This window comes from uncultured Bradyrhizobium sp., assembly GCF_936928535.1.
Classification (GTDB): domain Bacteria; phylum Pseudomonadota; class Alphaproteobacteria; order Rhizobiales; family Xanthobacteraceae; genus Bradyrhizobium.
On record NZ_CAKZHY010000038.1, the window covers coordinates 1 to 21,380 of the forward strand.

The window sequence follows — 21,380 nt, forward strand, 5'->3', positions numbered from 1 at the left end:
GCTTCGCGCCACCTTCTCCCACAAGGGGAGAAGGGAAAAGAGCCGCGGTTCACGTGGTGAGCCGCTCGCCATCGCTGCCGGCGATCGTCAGCGGCACGACGCTGCCGATGCGTTCGCCCGCAATTGCCACCGGCAAATAGTGCTCGGTCCGCCCCTGACCGTCGCTCTCGATCAGCACCTCGCGCGTTGCGCCGATCTCGGAATTTAGCCGCTGGCGTAACGCAACCTCGCCGGCCGCACGCAGCCGCCTGGCGCGCTGCTTGATCGCGGATCCCGCGACCTGCGGCATCTTCGCGGCCGGCGTGCCCGGGCGCGGGGAATACGGAAACACATGCAGGAACGTCAGCCCGCATTCCTCGACCAGATCGAGCGAGCGCGCGAACATCTCGTCCGTCTCGGTCGGGAAGCCCGCGATGATGTCGGCGCCGAACACGATATCCGGCCGCAAGCGGCGCACCTGATCGCAAAACGCGATGGCATCGCTCCGTGCATGCCGCCGCTTCATGCGCTTCAGGATCATGTCGTCGCCCGACTGCAGCGACAGATGCAGATGCGGCATCAGCCTCGCATCATCGGCGATCGCATCTAGCAGATCCCCATCCGCCTCGATCGAATCGATCGAAGAGATGCGCAACCGCTTCAACTCCGGCACGTGCCGCAGGATCTGCTTGGTCAGCAGGCCGAGCTTCGGCGCGCCCGGCAGGTCCGTGCCGTAGCTGGTGAGATCGACGCCGGTCAGCACGATCTCGGCATGACCGCGCTCCACCAGGGTGCGCACCTGATCGACCACCGCACCCATCGGTACCGAGCGCGAATTGCCGCGGCCATAGGGGATGATGCAGAAGGTGCAGCGATGGTCGCAACCGTTCTGCACCTGCACGAACACGCGTGGCAGGCCGCTCGCATAGCCGTCGATCAGATGCGGCGCCATGTCCGTCACGGCCATGATGTCGCTGACCGCGACCTTCTCGGCGGCGTCGAGATCGAAGGCGTCGCGCGCCGCGCGCCAAGCTTCGCTTCGCATCTTGTCGTCATTGCCGACGACGCGGTCGACCTCGGCCATCTCGGCGAACATCTGGCTTTGCGTCTGCGCCGCGCAGCCGGTGACGACAATGCGCGCTTCCGGCCGCTCCCGCTTCATCTTGCGGATCGACTGACGTGCCTGTGCCACCGCCTCATTGGTGACGGCGCAGCTGTTGATGACGATGGTGTCGGAAAGCCCCGCGCCCTCCGCTTCACGGCGGATCACTTCGGCCTCGAACGCGTTGAGGCGGCAGCCGAAGGTGACGATGTCGACGGCCATCAGCCCACCGGCGCGAACAGCGCCGGATCGAAATGGCCTTCATATTCGAAGGTCGCAGTGCCCGTCATCAGCACATGGTCATCGCGCTCGCGCCATTCGATACCGAGCTTGCCGCCGGGCAGCGTCATCTCGACCTTGCGCTCGGTGCGCTTCAAGCGCGCCGCCGCCACCGCGGTCGCGCAGGCCGCCGAGCCGCACGCCCTGGTCAGCCCGGCGCCGCGCTCCCAGGTGCGCATGGTGATGTGCTCGCGATCGACGATATGGGCGAGCGTGATGTTGGCGCGATCGGGGAAGATCGGGTGATTTTCCAACAGCGGACCGAAGCGCTCGAGGTCATAGGCGTTGACGTCGTCGACCCAGAAGATCGCGTGCGGATTGCCCATGCTGACCACGGAGGGCGAATGCAGGATCGGATTGTCGATCGGCCCGATCTGCAATTCGATGTAGCGGGTGTCGCGAAACTCCTCCGCCAGCGGAATGTCCTGCCAGCCGAACTTCGGCGCGCCCATGTCGACGGTGTAGAGATCCGGCGCCGGGCCCTGCCAGGCATTGAGCAGGCCAGCCGCAGTCTCGAAGGTCGCCGTGGTCTGTCCGCTCTTCTCGAAGATGCGGCGGACCACGCAGCGCATGCCGTTGCCGCAGGCGCCAGCTGCGGAGCCGTCACTGTTGTAGATGCTGATGAAGGCTTCGGTGCCGTCGAGCCGCGGCTTCTGCAGCACCATGAGCTGATCGTACGGCACGCCGCCGTCCGCGGACGCCACCACGCGGGCGTCGTCAGCCGTGACCCGCCCGGCAGAATCGCGCATGTCGACAACGACGATCTCGTTGCCGATGCCGTTCATCTTGGCAAATGCGTGGTTGGCCAGCGCGCTCATGAAAATTCCCGAATTTCGCCTGTCTTATATGGCGATGTGAGGCGGCTTGGCCAGTGATTTGCGGCCAGATCGTCAAGACGTCTGCCATGACGCATCTGTCATGGGACGAATTTGGCACTCGCGTGTTAGAACGGCGCAGTTCGCGCGATCGGGGATCCGCAACCATGCGCAAAGCCGGATTCTGGCCTTGGTGGGCAAGGTCTTGACGAGAAGGTCTTGACGAGAAGGTTTTGGGGAGAATGGAATGATTAGGTTTCGTCGTCTTGCTCTGGCCGCGCTGATCCCGGCAGCGGCCTTGTCGCTTGGCCTGTCCGGTGCCCTCGCGCAGACCCCGAGCCCGACGCCCGCTGCCTCGGCAAGTCCCTCGCCTGACCCGTCGGCCTCGCCCTCTCCGGCTGCAAGTGCTTCGCCCGCGCCGGCAGCGACCCCGTCGCCGGCGGCCAGCGCCTCGCCTGCGCCGGCCACATCGCCCTCACCTGCGGCCAGCGCTTCACCGAGCCCGGCGGCCCCGCCGCCCGCTGCGGCCGCTACCCCGGCTCCGGTTCAGACCGCCGATCCCTTTGGCCTGGAGACCACGCTGGAGGCCCGGAAGGTCTTGATGGTCAAGGGCACCGCCAATTGGGACTCGGCCTTCGACACCCTGGTCGACGCCTTCAAGGCGCTGAACACCCTGCTCGACAAGCAGGGCATCAAGCACGCCGGCAATGCGATGATCGTCTACACCTCGACCGACGACACCGGCTTCACCTTCTTTGCCGAAATCCCTGTTGATCAGGATCCGAAGAACCTGCCCAAGGACATGAGCATCGGCAAATCGCCTGAAGGCAAGGCACTGAAATTCGTCCATCGCGGCTCCTACGACAACATGGACAACACCTACGAGGCGATCACCAATCACCTCGACGACAAGAAGCTGGAAGCCAAGGACACGTTCATCGAGGAGTACCTCACCGATCCGCTCAAGACGGCCGAGGACAAGCTCGTGATCAATGTGTTCGTACCGCTGAAGTGAGACCGATGAACAAAACTGCCGCCGTTGCTACCTCCCTCGCCGCCGCTCTTGCCGCCAATTTGCTGGCAGCGCCCGCACTGGCCGATGATTTCCCGTCCGCCATCTCCGTCAGCGGCGAGGCGACCGTCTCCGCGGCACCCGATCTTGCACAGATCGATGCCGGCGTCGCCAACGATGCCAAGTCCGCGAAGGAAGCGTCCGATGCCAACAACGCCGCGATGGGCAAGGTGCTGCTGGCGCTGAAGGGCGCCGGCATCCCCGAGAAGGATTACCAGACCTCGCGTCTGTCGCTGCAGCCGCAATATGCGCCGAATCGCTCGACCGGCGCCAACCCGGTGGTCGGCTTCCGTGCCAGTAATCGCGTCACGGTGAAAATTCGCGACGTGACCAAGGTCGCCAGCGTCATCGACACGCTGGTCAGCGCCGGCGCCAATGATATCGGCAACATCTCGTTTGAAGTGACGCAAGCCTCCAAGCTGCTCGACGATGCGCGCGAGCAGGCGGTGGCCGATGCCCGCCGCAAGGCCGAGATCTATGCCAAAGCCACCGGCGTCACGTTAGGTGCGCCGCTTAGCGTGTCCGAAGGTGGCGCGCCGATGCCGCTGTTCAAAGCGCGAATGACCGCAGCCCCAATGGCTGCTCCTGCCGCGGTTGCACCGGGTGAGGAAACGCTGTCGGTGACGGTGAATGTGAGCTGGGCGATCAAGCCTGCGCAGTAGGCGGTAAGAGGCGCACTGCTGCAACAGTTACAGCCGTCGTCCTGGCGAAAGCCAGGACCCATACGCCGCAGCCGTTGTCGTTGCGCGAGATGGTCATCACCCGTCTTCGTAAAATGACTGCTGCGGCGTATGGGTCCTGGATCTGCGCTCGCTACGCTCGCTTGTCCAGGACGACAGCGGAGGGTGCAGCTAAATCTCCACCACCTGCCCCGGCTTCATCGCGACAAACCGCTCCTGCGGAATCTGTGCGACATCGAGCGCTTCCACCAGCGCCCTGGCTGGTGCGTCGATCGCCTCGTCGGTCAGTTGGAACGTGCCGTGATGATGCCCGAGCGCCTGCTCGGCGCCGCAATCACCGAGCGCTTTCACCGCATCTTCCGGATTCATGTGCTGGTCGCGCATGAACCAGCGCGGCTCGTACGCGCCGATGGGAAGGATCGCCAAACGCAACGCGCCATGCGTCTCGGCGACGCGACGAAAATGCGTGCCATCGCCATAACCGGAATCGCAGACCACGTAGATTTTTCCGGCCGGCGTCTCCAGCACGAAGCTCGCCCACAGCGCCTTGTTGCGGTCGAACATGCCGCGCGCGGTCCAGTGCCGGGTCGGCACCAGCGTCGCGGCGATGCCGCCCCCGAGCTCGACGCGATCGTGCCAGTCGAAGGCTTCCACCTTGATCGTGGCATCGGCACTGCGCATCGTCACATCATTGCCGAGCGGCGTGACCACGCGCGGGGCAAAGTTCTTGGCAAGCCGCGACAGCGTCGCGATGTCGAGATGGTCGTAGTGGCCGTGCGAGACCAGCACGATATCAATCTTCGGCAGCTTCTCGAAGGCGATGCCGGGATCGTTGTGACGCTTCGGCCCCGCGAAGCCGACCGGCGAGACCCGCGAGGACCAGACGGGATCAACGAGGATGTTGAGGCCGCCGGCCTGGATCAGCCAGCTCGCATGGCCAACGAAGGAAAGCCGCACCTTTTCGCCATCGACCCGCTCCGGCGGCGTGTCGGCGTGAGGGCTCGGGGCCCACACGGGCCATTTGGCCCGCTCCCGTCCGCTGAGCTGCCAGCGCAGCACCTCGCGGAGCGATTTTGGCGGCGAACCGTCGGGGTCGAAGAAATGCAGACCGTTGAAATGGTCGGAGACGGGGCCGTCATAGGTTTTCATATTGGATATCCAGAGGGGCGGGATACCGACCAGCGCGCCGGCCCCGGCAAACAGTCCGAACAGGCGGCGGCGGGTGATCGGCACGAGCGGGGCTCAGGGCTGGTCGAAACGGTAAGACATCACCGGCTATATGGGCAGGGCCTCCGAAAAAGGAACCCATCGTCGGAAATACTGGAATTTCAAGGATTTACCCTGGCAGCGGCGTCCCGGCACCCTAACTTTCCTTGACTTTTGGGCGGGAGCGGCGTTTAACCCCGCCACTTTCTCGGAAAGGCTTTCTTTTCGACCCGCCGACTGGCCCTGGAGGCCAGAGGTCAACGCCCGACAGCGCGATGCGCCCTCGGGCGTGAAGGTGTCTGGACTTTCTGCTCCCTCGCCCCGCTCTTGCGGGGAGAGGGTCGGGGTGAGGGGCTCTCTCCGCGCATGAGGCGCGTTGATGGACCCGTACCCCCTCACCCGGATCGCGCCGGACGATGATTTGCATCGCCGGGGGCGATCTGACCTCTCCCCGCAGGCGGGGAGAGGTAAAAGAGGACAACTTCATTGTTCGACAATCTGTCGGAACGGCTTGGCGGAATTCTCGATCGTCTGACGGGGCGCGGTGCGCTGACCGAAAAGGACGTCGATGCCGCGATGCGCGAGGTGCGCCGCGCGCTGCTCGAGGCCGACGTTGCGCTCGAGGTCGTGCGCAGCTTCACCGAACGCGTCCGCGAGCAGGCGATCGGCGCCACCGTCGTCAAGTCGGTCACGCCAGGCCAGATGGTGGTCAAGATCGTCCATGACGAGCTGATCAACACACTCGGCGCCGAAAGCCAGACCATCGACGTCAACTCGGTGCCGCCGGTGCCGATCATGATGGTCGGTCTGCAGGGCTCGGGCAAGACGACCACCACTGCAAAGCTCGCCCGCCGCCTGGTCCAGCGCGACAAGCGCAAGGTGCTGATGGCCTCGCTCGACGTCTATCGCCCGGCGGCGATGGAGCAGCTGGCCGTGCTCGGCCGCGATCTCGACATTCCGACTTTGCCGATCGTGGCGGGACAACAGCCGCCGCAGATTGCGAAACGCGCGCTGGAAGCGGGCAAGCTCGGCGGCTACGACATCGTGCTGCTTGACACCGCCGGCCGCACCACGCTCGACGAAGAGATGATGGCGGAAGCGGCTGCCATTAAAGCTGCCGCAAACCCGCATGAAGTGCTGCTGGTTGCGGACTCGCTGACCGGCCAGGACGCCGTGAATCTCGCGCGCTCGTTCGACCAGCGCGTCGGCCTCACCGGCATCGTGTTGACCCGCGTCGACGGCGACGGCCGCGGCGGCGCTGCGCTGTCGATGCGCGCGGTCACCGGCAAGCCGATCAAGCTGATCGGCACCGGTGAAAAGACCGACGCGCTGGAGGATTTCCATCCCGATCGTATCGCCGGCCGCATCCTCGGCATGGGCGACGTGGTGTCGCTGGTCGAGCGAGCCGCCGCCAATATCGATGCCGAGAAGGCCGCGCGCACCGCCGAACGCATGCGCAAGGGTCAGTTCGACCTTAACGACATGCGCGAGCAGCTGCTGCAGATGGCGAACATGGGCGGCATCAGCGGCCTGATGGGCATGATGCCCGGCATCTCCAAGATGAAGAACCAGATCGCGGCCGCCGGCATCGACGACAGGATCCTGAAGCGCCAGGTCGCGATCATCGATTCCATGACGCGCGACGAGCGCCGTCATCCGGATTTGCTGAAAGCGAGCCGCAAGAAGCGCATCGCCGCAGGCTCGGGCCAGAGCGTCGAGCATGTCAACAAGCTCCTGAAGATGCACCGGAACATGGCCGACGTGATGAAGGCGATGGGTTCGGGCAAGCGCGGCCCGCTCGCCGGCATCGCGCAGGCGATGGGTTTTGGCGGCGGCATGAAGATGCCGTCTCCGGAAGAGATGAAAGCGATGCAGGAGAAGATGGGTGGCGGCGGACAAGGTCTGCCCAGCCTGCCGAAGGATCTGCCGCCCGGTCTTCGCTCGGGCCTGCCGAATTTGCCGGGGCTCACCGGCCTCAGCGGCAAGCCGACCCTTCCGGGTCTCGGCGGTTTCCCCGGCAAGAAGAAATGAGGAATTCGTCGCGAGGGATCGCATCGGTCTCGCGCTACGCGGAATACCAATCACCGAACAAACTGTACTTTGAAGGAGAACTGAATGTCCGTCGTTATCCGCCTCGCCCGCGCAGGCACCAAGAAGCGTCCCGTCTATCACGTCGTCGTCGCCGACTCGCGCTTCCCCCGGGATGGCCGCTTCATCGAGCGCCTCGGCTATTTCAATCCGCTGCTGCCGAAGGACAACGAGACCCGCCTGAAGCTCGACATGGACAAGGTGAAGGCCTGGCTCGCCAAGGGCGCGCAGCCGTCGGACCGCGTCTCCCGCTTCCTCGATGCCGCCGGCGTCAAGAAGCGCGAAGCGCGCAACAACCCCGAGAAGGCCGTGCCGCGCAAGGAGCGCAAGGCGCAGGCCGAAGCCGCTGCGAAGGGCTAAGGCTAGACCATGTCGGCGCTGATCTGCGTCGCGCGGATCGGCGCCGCGCATGGTGTGCGCGGCGCGGTCAAGCTGTGGACCTTCACTGAAGATCCCTTTGCCGTGAAGCGCTACGGTCCGCTGCTCTCCAAGGATGGCAGGCGCCAGTTCGAGCTGGCGCAGGTCCGCGAAGCGAAGGACCATCTGGTCGCGACCTTCAAGGGCGTCGCGACCCGCGATGAGGCCGAGCGCCTCAACGGCATCGAACTCTACGTCGCGCGCGACAAACTGCCCGCGACCGACGAGGATGAATATTACCACGCCGACCTGATCGGGCTCGCCGCCGTCACCAGTGACGGCGATGCGCTCGGCCGCGTGCTCGCAATCCATAATTTCGGCGCCGGCGACATCATCGAGATCGCACCACTCAAGGGCGCGACGATGTTGCTGCCGTTCTCCAATGCCGTGGTGCCGGAGGTCGATCTCAAAGGCGGCCGCGTCGTGATCGCGCTGCCGCAGGAGATCGAGGGCGACAAGGACGAGGACGAAGCTCCCTCCACGAGTCGTCCCGGCGAACGCCGGGACCCGTAACCACAGGCTGTACTTTTGGGTAAGCTGATCGCTCCGGCCGTCGCAAAATTGGCTGCGGTGGTTATGGATCCCGCATCTGCGCTTCGCTTGTCCGGGATGACGAGAACTGAGATCGAATGACCAATCCCTCCCCCTGGCGCGCGACGGTGCTGACGCTGTTTCCGGAGATGTTTCCGGGACCGCTTGGCGTGAGCCTAGCCGGCCGGGCGTTGGCGTCCGGCCTGTGGCAGATCGAGGCTCGTGACATCCGAGCCTCCGCAACTGACCGCCATCGCAGCGTCGACGACACCCCCGCCGGCGGCGGGCCGGGCATGGTGCTGCGGCCGGATGTTCTGGCCGCGGCGATCGACACCGCAGCGATCGCCCCGGACCGCCCTCGCCTGCTGATGAGCCCACGTGGTCGGCCATTGACCCAGGCCCGCGTGGCAGAGCTCGCCCAGGGCCCCGGCCCCCTCATCGTCTGCGGCCGGTTCGAAGGGATCGACCAGCGGGTGATCGACAGCCGCGGGTTGGAGGAAGTCTCGATCGGCGATTACGTGCTCTCAGGGGGCGAAATCGCCGCTTTGGCGCTGATCGACGCCTGCGTCCGGCTGCTGCCGGGGGTGATGGGCAAGGAAGCCTCGGGAACCGAGGAGAGCTTCTCGGACGGCCTGCTCGAATACCCCCAATACACCCGCCCGCAGCTGTTCGAGGGGGTTCCGATCCCGGAGATCCTGACCTCCGGCGATCATGCCAAGGTTGCCGCCTGGCGGCGGGCGCAGTCGGAGGCCCTCACAGAGGCCCGGCGGCCGGATTTATGGGCCCAAATCCCGCCCAAAGCCCCGAATCGGCCGAGGCGCCAAAAAACGCCAAAAAACAAGACAGACGGGTGACAAACGCTCCGGCTTGCCTTATAGGAGCGCCCACATCCGCAATGGCTGGATAGACGAATTTCGCGCAGCCCCCGTTTCGCAAGGCTGGGCGCGCCGATGGAGATTTACCCATGAACCTGATCAAGCAGCTCGAGCAAGAGCAATTCGACAAGCTGTCCGCCGGCAAGGACATTCCGGAATTCGGCCCCGGCGACACCGTGATCGTCAACGTGAAGGTCGTCGAAGGCGACCGCACCCGCGTGCAGGCCTATGAAGGCGTTTGCATCGGCCGTTCCGGCGGTGGCCTCAACGAGAGCTTCACCGTTCGCAAGATCTCCTACGGCGAAGGCGTCGAGCGCGTGTTCCCGGTGATGTCGCCGATGATCGACTCGATCAAGGTGGTGCGTCGCGGCAAGGTGCGTCGCGCCAAGCTCTATTACCTCCGCAATCTCCGCGGCAAGTCGGCCCGCATCGTCGAGAAGACCGAGCACGCCAAGGCCGTCAACGAGTAAGCTCCACTTACAGCGAGTTTTCGAGAGCGCGGGGCAAAACCCCGCGCTTTTTTGTTGCCTCAGCCGTGCGCGTCAAACCACTCGCGCTTCCAATTCGGCCTGCTATATATTCCTGGAATGTTTCCAGATCTGACCAGCTTCGTGAGCCCCCAGCGCATCGTCATCGACGATCGCTCGCGGCTGCCTGGCCGGTTCTTCGGACGCTTCGCGACATCGGCAACGTCAGAGCTTACGCGCGCAGCCTAAAAGCTGCGCTTGATGATTTTGTTGCCCCGCGCGCGAGTCGCGCTCACTGCTTCACACATTCCTTCGGAGCTTAAGCTCATGTCCAAGCCGACCACATTGTACGACAAGATCTGGAACGACCATCTGGTGCACGAAGCCGACGACGGCACCTGCCTGCTCTATATCGACCGCCATCTGGTGCACGAAGTGACCTCGCCGCAGGCGTTCGAAGGCCTGCGCGCAACGGGGCGCAAGGTCCATGCGCCCGAGAAGACGCTCGCCGTCGTCGACCACAACGTGCCGACCACCGATCGCACCAAGCCGAACCCCGATCCTGAAAGCATCGAGCAGATCAAGGCACTCGCCGACAACGCCAAGGAATTCGGCATCGAATATTACAACGAGTTCGACAAGCGCCAGGGCATCGTCCACGTCATCGGCCCCGAGCAGGGCTTTACGCTGCCCGGCACCACCATCGTCTGCGGTGACAGCCACACCTCGACGCATGGCGCGTTCGGCGCGCTCGCGCACGGCATCGGCACATCAGAGGTCGAGCACGTTCTGGCGACGCAGACGCTGATCCAGAAGAAGGCAAAGAACATGCGTGTCACCGTCGACGGCAAATTGCCTGAAGGCGTGACCGGCAAGGATATCATCCTCGCCATCATCGGCGAGATCGGCACCGCGGGCGGTACCGGCTACGTGCTGGAATACGCCGGCGACGCCATCCGCTCGCTCTCGATGGAAGGCCGCATGACGGTCTGCAACATGTCGATCGAAGGCGGCGCCCGCGCCGGCCTCGTTGCGCCGGACCAGAAGGCCTACGACTTCCTGCGCGACCGTCCGAAGTCGCCGAAGGGCGCGGACTGGGATGCGGCGATGCGTTACTGGGAAAAGCTGCGTTCCGACGACGGCGCGCATTTCGACCACGAGCTGCGACTCGATGCAGCAAAACTGCCGCCGATCGTGACCTGGGGCACGAGCCCTGAGGACGTGATCTCGGTGACCGGCATCGTGCCCGACCCCGACAAGATCGCTGATGAGGCCAAGCGTCTCTCCAAGCATCGCGCGTTGAAGTACATGGGCCTGACCGCGGGCACGAAGATCACCGACATCAAGCTCGACCGTGTCTTCATCGGCTCCTGCACCAACGGCCGCATCGAAGACCTGCGCGCCGCCGCCAAGATCGCGGAAGGCAAGCAGGTATCGGCCAGCGTCAACGCCATGGTCGTACCGGGCTCCGGTATCGTGAAGGAGCAGGCCGAAGCTGAGGGTCTGGACAAGATCTTCATCAAGGCCGGCTTCGAATGGCGCGAGCCCGGTTGCTCGATGTGCCTTGCGATGAACCCGGACAAGCTGAAGCCGGAAGAGCGCTGCGCCTCGACCTCGAACCGCAATTTCGAGGGCCGTCAAGGCTTCAAGGGCCGCACCCATCTGGTGTCGCCGGCGATGGCCGCGGCCGCCGCGATCGCGGGTCACTTTGTCGACGTCAGGCACTGGCGCTGAGCCGCTTCCTGCAATTTGAACGAACGCGGCAAACCGCCGTTAAGCCGCAAGTCCGACAGTGTCCTCGCGACGATCTCGCGAGGACACCTCATGGCCAACAAGCCTGAATATGTCGATCTCATCAGCGAGGCGACCCGCCAGCACCGGCGGCGAGCGCCGGGCTTGCGTATCGTCGCCAAGCCCGAGCCGGAGGAGATCTCGAAGCTCAGCCGCTGGCCGCCGGCGATGTTCAGGAAGTGGAAGATCGAGACGCTGATGCGATGGAAGCCGGCGTCATGGAATGTGAAGGATTGGCTTTAAGCCACGCAGTGAAACAAAGGGCGCCGTTCAGGCGCCCTTTTGATTTCGCCCGCACTTACCAATAGCGGTACGGATAGTGCCAGCGATGCCAATGATGCCAGTGGCAGATGCGGCGCGGACCATAATAGGTCCAGATGATCCGGCAGCGGCGCGGATGGTGGTAATAGGGATAATAGCCGCCGTAATAAGAGCGCCGGTGGAAATGGCGATAGCCGTAATACGGGCGATAGTAGCCGCCGCCCCAATGGCGATGATAGCCGCCATAATGGATGCCGCCGTAGCGCATGCCGCCGCCATGGAAGGCCGGTGCAGCGTGGAAGCCACCGAAATGACCTCCGCCCACATGGGCACCACCGAAGTGGCCTCCTCCGCCGAAATGCCCGCCGCCGCCATGCCCACCGCCACCGTGTCCGCCGCCAAAGCGCACCTGCGTGATCATGTCGTCGCTTGCAGCCTTCGCCACCGGCAGCGCGGCCGGATTGATCGGCGTCATCGCCTCAGCGCGGCGCACCGTCACGCCCGATAACGTCAGAGCAGCAACAACGGCAAGCCCGAGCAAGCGCAACGAGCTTGTCCCGAGCCGCATGTTCCTCAGCATGGAATGTCTCCCTGAATCTGCACAGCGTCATTGCGGCGCAGTCGTGCCGCCGTCGCTGTTCATTTGCAGTCGCTCCCGAGATTAAACTAGAGACAGTGACGTGAACGCGTCATGAATGACGATACTCCGCGCAAGTCCGCGGCAAGGGGAATTCGAGAGATGACCGTCTACGCGATTGCGCAGTTGACAGGCTTTACACCCGCAGCGTGAGCCGCGTCACCAGAACGGTCCGTAGCCGATGACGAAGGGCGCGGGCACACCGTACGGGTAGGGACGGTAATAGACAGGTCGTGCGTAATAATGCGGGTCGGGCCGGCGAACGTATCGCGCAGCATCATATCGCACGTGGCGCCGCCCATCGAACACCGCGCGTCCCGCGGAGGCATCCGGCAGCTTCGTCACCCTTTGCGCGGCGGAGACGTGCGGCAGGCTTGCAGTGAGTCCGACAGCGACAGTCAACGCGATCCATCTCGTCATGACGACCTCCGCCCGCAACATGAGGGGATCGCACGGCCGCCGGCAAGTTAAAAGCGCCCAATCTGGAACGCGGCGCCTCAATCTGCTATGGATGAACCTGCTATCAGTGACGCACGTATCTTCTGGTCGAACCAATGCAGGAGATGGTCATGGCAAATTCCATGAGATTGCGGATATCTCGCCTCGCGATCGCAGCGAGCATCGCCCTTGGCGCGAGCTCGGCACTGGCCTCGCAGGGGCCGGGCGTCGAGAGCGGCACGGCAAGCCCGCTGACGCAGCTCGTGATGGCGGTCCTGGTCTATGGCGTCTCCGCCGTGATCGTCGGCGCCGGCCTGATCGGCGCGCTACGCGGACACTGATCGGGTCAGCCGCGACGCCAGAAGCAGCTCATATGCGGCGTGATCACGGTGCCGCTGGGCCTGTGTTCCTGCACATAGGCGACGCTGCATTCGCGGACCGCATCCGGGCCCGGGTTGTAGCGCGGATAGACGCCGTCAGGGCTGTAATAGGGCGTGACGCGCAGGCGGGTCCGCTTGCGTGGCGGCACGACGTGGTCGGGCGAGGCAGCCTGGGCCATGCGGACCACCGTGCCGGCCCTCTCTGCCTGGGCGCTCGCGCCGACGGGCGAAAACAACCCCATGCACAGTAGAGCTACCGCTGTTTTTACTCGCATTTTTTTCGCCCACCTGGACCGCCACCGACTTGAGCCCCAAGCTCCCCGTTTTGGCGGCGCCCGTCAACCTCACGCGCTTGTAAAGCCGGATGCATCGCTGCGAAACCCGCGCTAAGAGGAACCGATGTGGACAGACCTGAAAGCGCCCTCGCTGGCCGAGATGGAAGCGACGGCGCACGAGATTTTCGAACGCCTGCCGGCGGAGTTTCGAGGGCTGTGCGAGGGCCTGATCATCCGCGTCGACGACTTCCCGACCGAAGAGGTCCTCGACGAGATGGAATGCGAAAGCGAGTTCGACCTGCTCGGCCTGTTCCAGGGCGTCGGCCTGCCCCAGCAGAGTCTTGGCGACGTGGCCCGGCTGCCCAACATGGTCTGGCTCTACCGCCGTCCGATCCTGGATTACTGGGCCGAGCACGACGAGAGCCTCGGCCATATCGTCCGCCACGTGCTGATCCACGAGATCGGCCACCATTTCGGCCTCTCTGACGACGACATGGACGCGATCGAGGTTCAGGCCGAATAGGACGTCATCGATTGCGCGGGGATGGTGCGGGCAGAAGCATCGTCAGCCGATAATCGGGCCACCCCGCGAGCGACAGCGACACCTGCTGATATCTCAGCAATCCCATGGTCGCATGATTGAACGCGCGTTCGCCGCCTTCGCGCGCCAACACCCCTTGGGTTTGCCAGCAGCGCTCGAAGTCCGAGCTTGCCATTCTCAGCTCGTCCACGAGCCGGCGAATTTCCGGACCGTCCGAATAGGCCGTCACCGCGGCACGGAACTCGGCGACGACGCGCTGCGCACGGGACGTCCAGTCGAGGATCAGGCTTCGCGCCTCTGGTCTGACGAAGATGTAGCGCAACAGATTCTTCTCGCCGTCGTCATCGAGCCATCCTGCAAACAAGCGCGACGCTTGCGCATTCCAGCGGCACGCACTCCAGGTGCGATCGAGGATGTAGGCGGGACCATCGATCGCATCGACACAGGCGAGCACGCTTTCAGGTGGATCGTCCCTGGTGTCGGGCCGCTCGGGATCGCGTTTGCCCGCAACTTCGAAAAGATAGCCGCGCTCGGCGCGTGACAGGCGCAATCCGCGGGCGAGGCGCGCAAGGGCCGAAGCAGAGACGGACACATCGCGCCCCTGCTCGATCCAGGTGTACCAGGTGACGCTCAAGCCGCAGAGCTGGGCGACCTCCTCACGCCGGAGGCCGGGCGTGCGCCGTCGTGGTCCGGCGGCAAGGCCGAACTCTGCCGGAGACTGGCGCTCCCGGAGCGCCCTCAAGAACGCGCTCAGCGACAGAGCCGGAGCGATCGGATGTTGTTCCTTCATGGTGGTTTTTATACCAGCATATCTTATGTTCTTAAACTGGTACCAAAGAAGTGCTAGCCTGGCTCGGAAAAGGACGCACGGACATGGGCAAGCAATTCGCCGGGATCGAACCCGAACACAGGGCCTTCATCGAGCGGCAGAAGATCTTCTTCGTCGCCAGCGCCCCGCCGACGGGGCGCGTCAACGTCTCCCCCAAGGGCCTGTCGTCATTCCGGGTGCTGGGAGCGAACGACGTCGCCTATCTCGATTGCACCGGCAGCGGCAGCGAGACCCGCGCGCACCTGATGGCATCCGACGACAAGCGGCTGACCATCATGTTTTGCGCCTTCGAAGGTCCTCCGGTGATCCTGCGGCTCTATGGCCAGGGCCGATCGCTGATGCGCGGCACGGCTGAATACGACGATCTCGCCCCAGGGTTCGAGGACATGACCGGGGCACGCCAGATCGTGCGCCTCTCGGTCGAACTGGTGCAGACATCGTGCGGCATGGGCGTGCCCCTGTTCGACTACAAAGAGGAGCGCGGCAGCCTCGTGCGCTACTGGACGAAGCAGGGCGTCGACAATTTACGGAAATACTGGGGCATGAAGAATATGAAGAGCATCGACGGCCTGCCGACCGGCTTTGTCCCTGACAGCATGGCTCCGCCGCTCTGACAGACCAAGATTGCCGAATCCGGCCTAGGATTTGCGCACCAACCGGGCTAAACAGCCCTCCCCTGAGTTCCAACCGGGAAGCCTGAGATGGACAAGTTCACCACGCTGGAAGGCGTCGCGGCGCCGCTGAAGATCATCAATGTCGACACCGACATGATCATTCCGAAGCAGTACCTCAAGACCATCAAGCGCACCGGCCTTGGCAAGGGACTGTTCTCCGAGCAGCGCTACAAGGATGACGGCAGCGAGAACCCGGACTTCGTCCTCAACCAGCCCGCCTATCGCAACACGAAGGTGCTGGTCGCCGGCGACAATTTCGGTTGCGGCTCGAGCCGCGAGCACGCGCCCTGGGCGCTGCTCGACTTCGGCATCCGCTGCGTGATCTCGACCTCGTTCGGCGACATCTTCTACAACAACTGCTTCAAGAACGGGATTCTGCCGATCCGCGTCAGCCAAGAAGACCTCGACAAGCTGTTCGACGACGCCGAGCGCGGCGCCAACGCAACGCTGACGATCGACCTGCCGAACCAGGAGATCCGGGGCCCCGACGGCGGTAAGGTCAAATTCGAGATCGACCCGTTCCGCAAGCATTGCCTGATCAACGGCCTCGACGACATCGGTCTGACGATGGAGAAGAAGTCCTCGATCGACACCTATGAAGAGAAGCTCAAGAGCGAACGCGCCTGGGCTTGATCGCACATTTCGGTTCAAGCCCCGGCGTGCAAAGGCGCCGGGGCTTTTTCTTTGCCTGAGATATCCTCTATTTTTCGAGCATGATCTTATCGGAAAACCGCTGCACACTTTTCCGGATCATGCTCTAAGCTGCACGCATGCTTCCCGAGATCGTCACCTTCTGGCATGGCCCGATGGACGCGCTACGCCAGACCTGTCTGCGCTCGCAGCTGGCTGCCGGCCACAAGGTGACGGTCTACAGTTTCGACACCATCCCGGGCCTGCCCGCGGGCGTCGAGAATGCGGACGCCGAGGCGATCCTGCCGCACGCCTTTTCCGAGCGCCTGCGGCCGCCGCAGACGGACGGCAGCTGGCGCGACTGGACCACGCTTCAGTTCAGCGACTTCTTCCGCATGAAGCTGATGGCCAGGAATCTCGGCCTCTGGCTCGACGCCGACGTGCTGCTGCTCAAGCCGGTCGAGATCGATCCGGCGAAACCCTACTTCGCCTGGGAGCGATCCCGCCGGCTCGGCAACTCCGTCCTCTATCTGCCGCAGAAGCATCAAATCGTCGGCGCCTTCGAGGACCTGATGGAGCAGGAGGAGCTGACGCCGGAATGGCTGTCGCTCAGCCATCGTCTGAGCTTTGCGATCAAGCGCCTCGGCGGCGGCTCGCAGCGCCTCTCCGACCTGCGCATCGCCATCTTCGGGCCTCCGGCCTTGACCATCCTGGCACGGCGCTCCGGCGATCTTCCGCGGGCATTGCCGAAGCGATCGTTCTATGCGGTGCATTCCGAGCCAAAGCTGTTCTTCGATCCGTCGAGCTATCTCGGCATCGTCACCGACCCCAACGTGATCGGCCTGCACATCTCAGGCAAGGGCCGCAGCCTGCAACCGCCCGTTCCGGGCAGCCTCTATGCCTGGGCGGTGGAGCGGTTCGCGTAGCTCTCTCGTGCCCCGGACGCAGCGCAGCGCTTCTTTAGCGGTGCGCTGCTGAGCCTGGGCCCAGTTATGTAGAGAAATAGGTCCCGGCTCTGCGGAGCGGCACTTCGCGCCGCGCCGCGTCCGGGACACGGCATCGGTTTCCTCGGCTTTCTTCCAATTTGATCCAGCGCAACGCGCCCCTGCATCATTTTGCCTAGTCTTGCTCCAATCGCACGATCCCAATGGAGCTTTTCATGAGCACCGCAAGCAGGCCTTATCCCATCGTCCAGGATCTCATCGAGTCCTTCGCCAGCTGGCTGAAGCATCGCCGCGAGATGACCGAGATGCGGCAACTCGATCGCGCCGAATTCGACCGGATCGCGAACGATCTCAGGATCGCACCAGACGATCTCGAAGAGCTGGTCCGCAACGGCAAGCATGCCGCCGACGAACTGCCGAAGATGCTGGAGCAGCTCGGCATCGACGCGGAGGGACTCGGACGCGCACAGCCGCTGCTGCTGCGCGACATGGAGCGGGTCTGCTCGCTCTGCGGTCACAAGGGACAATGCGACCGCGATCTCGCCGACGGCACCGCGGCTGAAAACTATCACGGCTATTGCGGCAACGCCGCGACGCTGGAATCGCTCGATCGCGCCGAGGTCGCGCCGCGCTGACGCGACCGATGCGCAGAGATCAGAAGCCGACCTTCTCGTTCACATAGAACGTGTTGAGAATGGTGACCCTGTCACGATCGGTATGGATCTGCGGACGGCCATGCCAGCTCATCCGGGTCAGGGTGTGATAGGCCTTCAGGACGACGAAGGCGTATCCGACATTGGGCAGGAACGGGATCGTCTTCACGGGCTCGAGGCAATAAGAGCCGACGTGAAACAGGCCCTTGAGCGAAGCCTTGTAGAGCGTCGTGCCCAGCGCTTCCTGGCTGTCATCGGCCGGACAATACAGCTGCATCGTCACGACCTTCTTGCGCGTGTCCGGATGCGGCTTGATCTGATAGCCGTCCCTGTCGACGTAGACGACCGGCTTTGCGACGAGCGTCAGGTCCTCGGCACGGGCCACCTTGTCGCCACGGGCGCGAATCTCGAGCCCGTCATGCAGCCGGTTCCGTATCGCCTCCTCGACCGGCTTCGAGCAAAGCATGGCCGACACCGCGGCCCATGCCGGGCGCAGCGACGGCTCGATCTTGTCGACGTTCTCGCCATAGAGGCGCAGCGCCATGCGCGTCCCCGTTCCGGTGATCGGATCGTAGCCTTGCGTCGGCACGCTTCGGATCATGTCCCGGTAGAAATCCGCCGGGAAGAAATCGCGGAACACGATATGGGGGAATGGCGATGCGGAATGGTCCGCGGCCTCGATGCTGCGCACCGCATGTGCCGTGAGTTCATCAACGAGATTGGCCGGAGCAGCCACTTCCGCAAGTGCCGTCATGGGGAGACCTCACACAAGGTTGGGCCCGATATGTTCAGATGTTTCCGGGATTACCTTGCGACGCGGGCGTTGCGCAAGTCAACGGCGGTGGCCGCGGGGCATATTCGCGGGGACGTGATCCCGAAGGCACCGTGGCACCGCAGCATCAGGCACATCAGCGGATTACCGACGCTTCCCGCCGCGAAACGACCTCCGTTCCATCACGCCCGGCCTGGCGGACCGGACCGGGCCCTTTGCTCAGTTCCTGTCTCAGCCCTTGCTCATCGCCGCAATCGCATCGGCGATTGCGATGGTGCGCCGGGCCATGTCGGCGTGCAGGCGTTCCACCATTGCGCCGTCGAGACGGATCGCGCCGCGCGAGACGTTTTCCGGCAGCTCGAACGCTGCGATGATTTTGCGTGCGCGCGCGATGTCTTCCTCGGGCGGCGTGAAGATCGCGTTGCACGCTTCGATCTGCGAGGGATGGATCAGCGTCTTGCCGTCGAAGCCGAGATCGCGGCCTTGCGCGCATTCGGTGGCGAAGCCGTCAGGATTGGCGATGTCGCTATAGGGGCCGTCGAGGATTTCGAGGCCGGCGGCGCGTGTCGCCAGGATGCAATGCGTGATCATCGGGATCATCGCGGCGCGGCCGGGCAGCATCTTGATCCGCGTCTCGCGCGAGATGTCGTTCGGGCCGAACACGAAGCCGGCGAGGCGGCTCGATGGATCGCGACCGGCCTCAGCCAGCTCCTCGGCATGCAGCACCGCGCGCGCGGTCTCGATCATCGCCCAGACTTTCACCGTGGGTGCGGCACCGAGCCCGGCGAGATCGCGGCGGATGGTCTGGAGATCTTCGATGCTTGAAACTTTTGGAACCAGGATGCCGTCAGGCGAGGCCTTGGCGGCCATGGCGACGTCTTCGGCCCACCATTGCGTGTCGAGACCGTTGGTCCGGATCAGGATCTCGCGCTTGCCGAACCCTTTTGCAGCGATCGCGGCGGCGATGCCGTCGCGCGCCACCGCCTTGGCGTCGGGGGCGACGGAATCCTCGAGGTCCAGGATCAGGCCGTCGGCGGCGAGATTGCGCGCCTTTTCAAGGGCGCGCGGGTTGGAGCCTGGCATGAACAGATGGCTGCGGCGCGGACGGGTCATGCAGGCGGTCCTTCCTGTTTCCTCGGTATGATGGCCGAAGCCGATAGCATCTGGCCTGCCTATTCGAAAGGCTTGTTCGCGCTACCGGTATATGATTAGGCATAGGCCATGATCACATTCCCGAAGTCCCTGCTCGACGGTTACAACGCCTTCGCCACCAACCGGTTGCCGGCCGAGCAGAACCGCTATCGCGAGCTGTCGGTGAAGGGACAGTCGCCCGAAGTGATGGTGATCGGCTGTTGCGACAGCCGCGTCTCGCCCGAGGCGATCTTCGACGTCGGCCCCGGCGAATTGTTCGTCGTCCGCAACATCGCCAATCTGGTGCCGACCTATCAGCCCGACGCCAACGCCCACGGCGTCTCGGCCGCGCTGGAATATGCCGTCACCGTGCTGAAGGTGAAGCACATCGTCATCCTCGGCCACGCGCAATGCGGCGGCATCCGCGCCTTCGTCGACAAGATCGAGCCGCTGACGCCGGGCGACTTCATCGGCAAATGGATGCAGATGTTCATCAAGCCGGGCGAGGTGGTCGAGCAGCGCAACCACGAGACGATGGCGCAATTCGTCGAGCGCATCGAGAAGGCCGCGGTGTTCCGCAGCCTGGAGAACCTGATGACGTTCCCGTTCGTGCGCAAGGCCGTCGAGAGCGGCCAGATGCAGCTGCACGGCGCCTATTTCGGCGTTGCGGAGGGAACGCTGTTCGTGCTGGACAAGGCGAGCAAGGAATTCAGGAGCGCGCGGAGCGTGGTGTAGCGCTGCTCTCGTAGGGTGGGCAAAGGCGCAACGCGCCGTGCCCACCACCTCTCTCGATCACGAAAATTCGTGGGCACGCTTCGCTTTGCCCACCCTACGGCACCTTGTCCGGGACGACGAGGGGAGAGAGTTCGTTACGCCGCCTGCTTCTTCGCGCTGATCAGCTTGCGGTTGATCAGGACTTCCGCGATCTGGATCGCGTTCAGCGCGGCGCCCTTGCGCAGATTGTCCGAGACGCACCACAGCACGAGGCCGTTCTCCACCGTCGCGTCCTCGCGGATGCGGCTGATATAGGTGGCGTCCTCGCCGGCCGCTTCGTAAGGAGTCGCGTAACCGCCGGGCTCGTGCTTGTCGATGACGAGACAACCGGGTGCCACGCGCAGGATGTTGCGCGCTTCATCCGCACTGATCGGATTCTCGAACTCGATGTTGACGGCTTCGGAGTGGCCGACGAAGACGGGCACGCGCACGCAGGTCGCGGTGAGCTTGATCTTGGGATCAAGAATCTTCTTGGTCTCCGCCATCATCTTCCACTCTTCCTTGGTGTAGCCGTCCTCCATGAAGACGTCGATGTGGGGGATGACGTTGAAGGCGATGCGCTTCGGAAACTTCTTCGCGACCAGCTCGCTGTTGGTGTAGACGGCCTTGGTCTGCGAGAACAATTCGTCCATCGCATCCTTGCCGGCGCCCGACACTGATTGATAGGTCGAGACCACGACGCGCTTGATGGTGGCCTTGTCGTGCAACGGCTTCAGCGCGACCACGAGCTGCGCGGTCGAGCAGTTCGGGTTGGCGATGATGTTCTTCTTCTTGAAGCCTTCGGTCGCGGCCGCGTTCACCTCGGGCACGATCAGCGGCACGTCCGGATCCATGCGCCAGGCCGAGGAATTGTCGATCACGACCGCGCCGGCGGCGCCGATCTTCGGCGACCATTCCTTCGACACCGAGCCGCCCGCCGACATCAGGCAGATGTCGACATCGGAGAAATCGTAATGCTCGAGCGCTTTGCACTTCAGGGTGCGGTCGCCATAGGAGACCTCGACGCCGACGCTGCGGCGTGACGCCAGGGCCACGACCTCGTCCGCGGGGAATTTGCGCTCATCCAGGATGTTGAGCATTTCCCGTCCGACATTGCCGGTCGCGCCGACGACTGCGACTTTGTAACCCATCGTTCACTC

Annotated in this window: 26 protein-coding genes; 16 read left to right on the forward strand and 10 right to left on the reverse strand. The window is 64.0% G+C overall.

What is annotated here, in order from left to right; all coding sequences use genetic code 11:
* Positions 1-49: 49 nt before the first annotated feature.
* Together mtaB and dapF are read right to left on the reverse strand one after the other, a co-directional pair.
* Entirely contained in the window at positions 50-1,303 is a 1,254-nt protein-coding gene (mtaB, locus tag Q0687_RS04900) for a tRNA (N(6)-L-threonylcarbamoyladenosine(37)-C(2))-methylthiotransferase MtaB (RefSeq protein WP_298872993.1), read from the reverse strand.
* On the reverse strand, positions 1,303-2,178 hold the full coding sequence (gene dapF / locus Q0687_RS04905) for a diaminopimelate epimerase (RefSeq protein WP_298872995.1): 876 nt from the start codon (positions 2,176-2,178) through the stop codon (positions 1,303-1,305). Before dapF ends, mtaB begins: the two co-directional genes overlap by 1 nt.
* Before the next feature lie 244 nt (positions 2,179-2,422).
* Here dapF and Q0687_RS04910 point away from each other — a divergent pair, with 244 nt between their 5' ends.
* Both Q0687_RS04910 and Q0687_RS04915 read left to right on the forward strand, forming a co-directional pair.
* Positions 2,423-3,190, forward strand: coding sequence for a GyrI-like domain-containing protein (locus Q0687_RS04910; protein WP_298872997.1), 768 nt, complete (start codon positions 2,423-2,425; stop codon positions 3,188-3,190).
* A 5-nt stretch (positions 3,191-3,195) separates the two neighbouring features.
* Positions 3,196-3,909 (forward strand): SIMPL domain-containing protein, encoded by a 714-nt coding sequence (locus Q0687_RS04915; RefSeq protein WP_298872999.1) that lies wholly within the window; start codon positions 3,196-3,198, stop codon positions 3,907-3,909.
* 189 nt (positions 3,910-4,098) lie between these two features.
* On the opposite strand, the gene Q0687_RS04920 is transcribed toward Q0687_RS04915, so the two are convergent.
* Positions 4,099-5,160, reverse strand: coding sequence for an MBL fold metallo-hydrolase (locus Q0687_RS04920; protein WP_298873000.1), 1,062 nt, complete (start codon positions 5,158-5,160; stop codon positions 4,099-4,101).
* A 459-nt stretch (positions 5,161-5,619) separates the two neighbouring features.
* Between Q0687_RS04920 and ffh the strand changes: the two genes are divergently transcribed.
* From ffh to Q0687_RS04955, 7 genes are all read left to right on the forward strand, one after another.
* Positions 5,620-7,164 carry a signal recognition particle protein gene (gene ffh, locus Q0687_RS04925; protein WP_298873002.1) on the forward strand — a complete coding sequence of 515 codons (1,545 nt, stop codon included), beginning with the start codon at positions 5,620-5,622 and terminating at the stop codon, positions 7,162-7,164.
* An 84-nt stretch (positions 7,165-7,248) separates the two neighbouring features.
* On the forward strand, positions 7,249-7,581 hold the full coding sequence (gene rpsP, locus Q0687_RS04930; RefSeq protein ID WP_014438992.1) for a 30S ribosomal protein S16: 333 nt from the start codon (positions 7,249-7,251) through the stop codon (positions 7,579-7,581).
* Positions 7,582-7,590: 9 nt separating this feature from the next.
* The gene (gene rimM, locus Q0687_RS04935) at positions 7,591-8,151 is read left to right on the forward strand and encodes a ribosome maturation factor RimM (protein ID WP_298873005.1); all 561 of its coding nucleotides are present in this window, start codon (positions 7,591-7,593) and stop codon (positions 8,149-8,151) included.
* 116 nt (positions 8,152-8,267) lie between these two features.
* A complete protein-coding gene (gene trmD / locus Q0687_RS04940; protein ID WP_298873006.1) occupies positions 8,268-9,023 on the forward strand; it encodes a tRNA (guanosine(37)-N1)-methyltransferase TrmD in 756 nt (251 codons plus the stop codon).
* Positions 9,024-9,133: 110 nt separating this feature from the next.
* The gene (rplS, locus tag Q0687_RS04945; protein ID WP_092233923.1) at positions 9,134-9,514 is read left to right on the forward strand and encodes a 50S ribosomal protein L19; all 381 of its coding nucleotides are present in this window, start codon (positions 9,134-9,136) and stop codon (positions 9,512-9,514) included.
* Positions 9,515-9,838: 324 nt separating this feature from the next.
* The gene (gene leuC, locus Q0687_RS04950; RefSeq protein ID WP_298873010.1) at positions 9,839-11,245 is read left to right on the forward strand and encodes a 3-isopropylmalate dehydratase large subunit; all 1,407 of its coding nucleotides are present in this window, start codon (positions 9,839-9,841) and stop codon (positions 11,243-11,245) included.
* Positions 11,246-11,335: 90 nt separating this feature from the next.
* A complete protein-coding gene (locus tag Q0687_RS04955; RefSeq protein ID WP_298873012.1) occupies positions 11,336-11,545 on the forward strand; it encodes a hypothetical protein in 210 nt (69 codons plus the stop codon).
* Between the two features lie 55 nt (positions 11,546-11,600).
* Here Q0687_RS04955 and Q0687_RS04960 read toward each other — a convergent pair whose 3' ends face one another.
* Both Q0687_RS04960 and Q0687_RS04965 read right to left on the reverse strand, forming a co-directional pair.
* Positions 11,601-12,143 (reverse strand): hypothetical protein, encoded by a 543-nt coding sequence (locus Q0687_RS04960; RefSeq protein ID WP_298873013.1) that lies wholly within the window; start codon positions 12,141-12,143, stop codon positions 11,601-11,603.
* 216 nt (positions 12,144-12,359) lie between these two features.
* Positions 12,360-12,620, reverse strand: a complete 261-nt coding sequence (locus Q0687_RS04965; RefSeq protein ID WP_298873015.1) for a hypothetical protein — start codon at positions 12,618-12,620, stop codon at positions 12,360-12,362.
* A 149-nt stretch (positions 12,621-12,769) separates the two neighbouring features.
* Here Q0687_RS04965 and Q0687_RS04970 point away from each other — a divergent pair, with 149 nt between their 5' ends.
* Positions 12,770-12,979, forward strand: a complete 210-nt coding sequence (locus tag Q0687_RS04970; protein WP_298873017.1) for a hypothetical protein — start codon at positions 12,770-12,772, stop codon at positions 12,977-12,979.
* Between the two features lie 5 nt (positions 12,980-12,984).
* Here the strand turns inward: Q0687_RS04970 and Q0687_RS04975 are convergent, their stop codons facing one another.
* The gene (locus Q0687_RS04975; RefSeq protein WP_298873019.1) at positions 12,985-13,260 is read right to left on the reverse strand and encodes a hypothetical protein; all 276 of its coding nucleotides are present in this window, start codon (positions 13,258-13,260) and stop codon (positions 12,985-12,987) included.
* A 157-nt stretch (positions 13,261-13,417) separates the two neighbouring features.
* Between Q0687_RS04975 and Q0687_RS04980 the strand changes: the two genes are divergently transcribed.
* Complete coding sequence (locus tag Q0687_RS04980; RefSeq protein WP_298873021.1) at positions 13,418-13,816, forward strand: metallopeptidase family protein; 399 nt, start codon at positions 13,418-13,420, stop codon at positions 13,814-13,816.
* Positions 13,817-13,820: 4 nt separating this feature from the next.
* Here the strand turns inward: Q0687_RS04980 and Q0687_RS04985 are convergent, their stop codons facing one another.
* Entirely contained in the window at positions 13,821-14,624 is an 804-nt protein-coding gene (locus Q0687_RS04985; protein WP_298873023.1) for a helix-turn-helix transcriptional regulator, read from the reverse strand.
* Positions 14,625-14,707: 83 nt separating this feature from the next.
* Between Q0687_RS04985 and Q0687_RS04990 the strand changes: the two genes are divergently transcribed.
* The 4 genes from Q0687_RS04990 to Q0687_RS05005 all read left to right on the forward strand — a co-directional run bounded on the left by Q0687_RS04990 (position 14,708) and on the right by Q0687_RS05005 (position 17,546).
* Positions 14,708-15,277: a pyridoxamine 5'-phosphate oxidase family protein gene (locus Q0687_RS04990; RefSeq protein ID WP_298873025.1), complete on the forward strand. Its 570-nt coding sequence runs from the start codon at positions 14,708-14,710 to the stop codon at positions 15,275-15,277.
* Between the two features lie 87 nt (positions 15,278-15,364).
* A complete protein-coding gene (leuD, locus tag Q0687_RS04995; protein WP_298873028.1) occupies positions 15,365-15,970 on the forward strand; it encodes a 3-isopropylmalate dehydratase small subunit in 606 nt (201 codons plus the stop codon).
* Between the two features lie 137 nt (positions 15,971-16,107).
* Positions 16,108-16,893 (forward strand): hypothetical protein, encoded by a 786-nt coding sequence (locus Q0687_RS05000; protein ID WP_298873029.1) that lies wholly within the window; start codon positions 16,108-16,110, stop codon positions 16,891-16,893.
* A 233-nt stretch (positions 16,894-17,126) separates the two neighbouring features.
* Entirely contained in the window at positions 17,127-17,546 is a 420-nt protein-coding gene (locus Q0687_RS05005; protein WP_298873031.1) for a DUF6455 family protein, read from the forward strand.
* A 19-nt stretch (positions 17,547-17,565) separates the two neighbouring features.
* Here the strand turns inward: Q0687_RS05005 and Q0687_RS05010 are convergent, their stop codons facing one another.
* Positions 17,566-18,318, reverse strand: a complete 753-nt coding sequence (locus tag Q0687_RS05010) for a hypothetical protein (RefSeq protein WP_298873033.1) — start codon at positions 18,316-18,318, stop codon at positions 17,566-17,568.
* Between the two features lie 249 nt (positions 18,319-18,567).
* Complete coding sequence (locus tag Q0687_RS05015) at positions 18,568-19,449, reverse strand: CoA ester lyase (RefSeq protein WP_298873035.1); 882 nt, start codon at positions 19,447-19,449, stop codon at positions 18,568-18,570.
* A gap of 108 nt (positions 19,450-19,557) precedes the next feature.
* On the opposite strand from Q0687_RS05015, the gene Q0687_RS05020 reads away from it, so the two are divergent.
* The gene (locus Q0687_RS05020) at positions 19,558-20,202 is read left to right on the forward strand and encodes a carbonic anhydrase (protein ID WP_298873037.1); all 645 of its coding nucleotides are present in this window, start codon (positions 19,558-19,560) and stop codon (positions 20,200-20,202) included.
* Positions 20,203-20,336: 134 nt separating this feature from the next.
* Here the strand turns inward: Q0687_RS05020 and Q0687_RS05025 are convergent, their stop codons facing one another.
* Positions 20,337-21,371, reverse strand: coding sequence for an aspartate-semialdehyde dehydrogenase (locus Q0687_RS05025; protein ID WP_298873038.1), 1,035 nt, complete (start codon positions 21,369-21,371; stop codon positions 20,337-20,339).
* Positions 21,372-21,380: the final 9 nt, after the last annotated feature.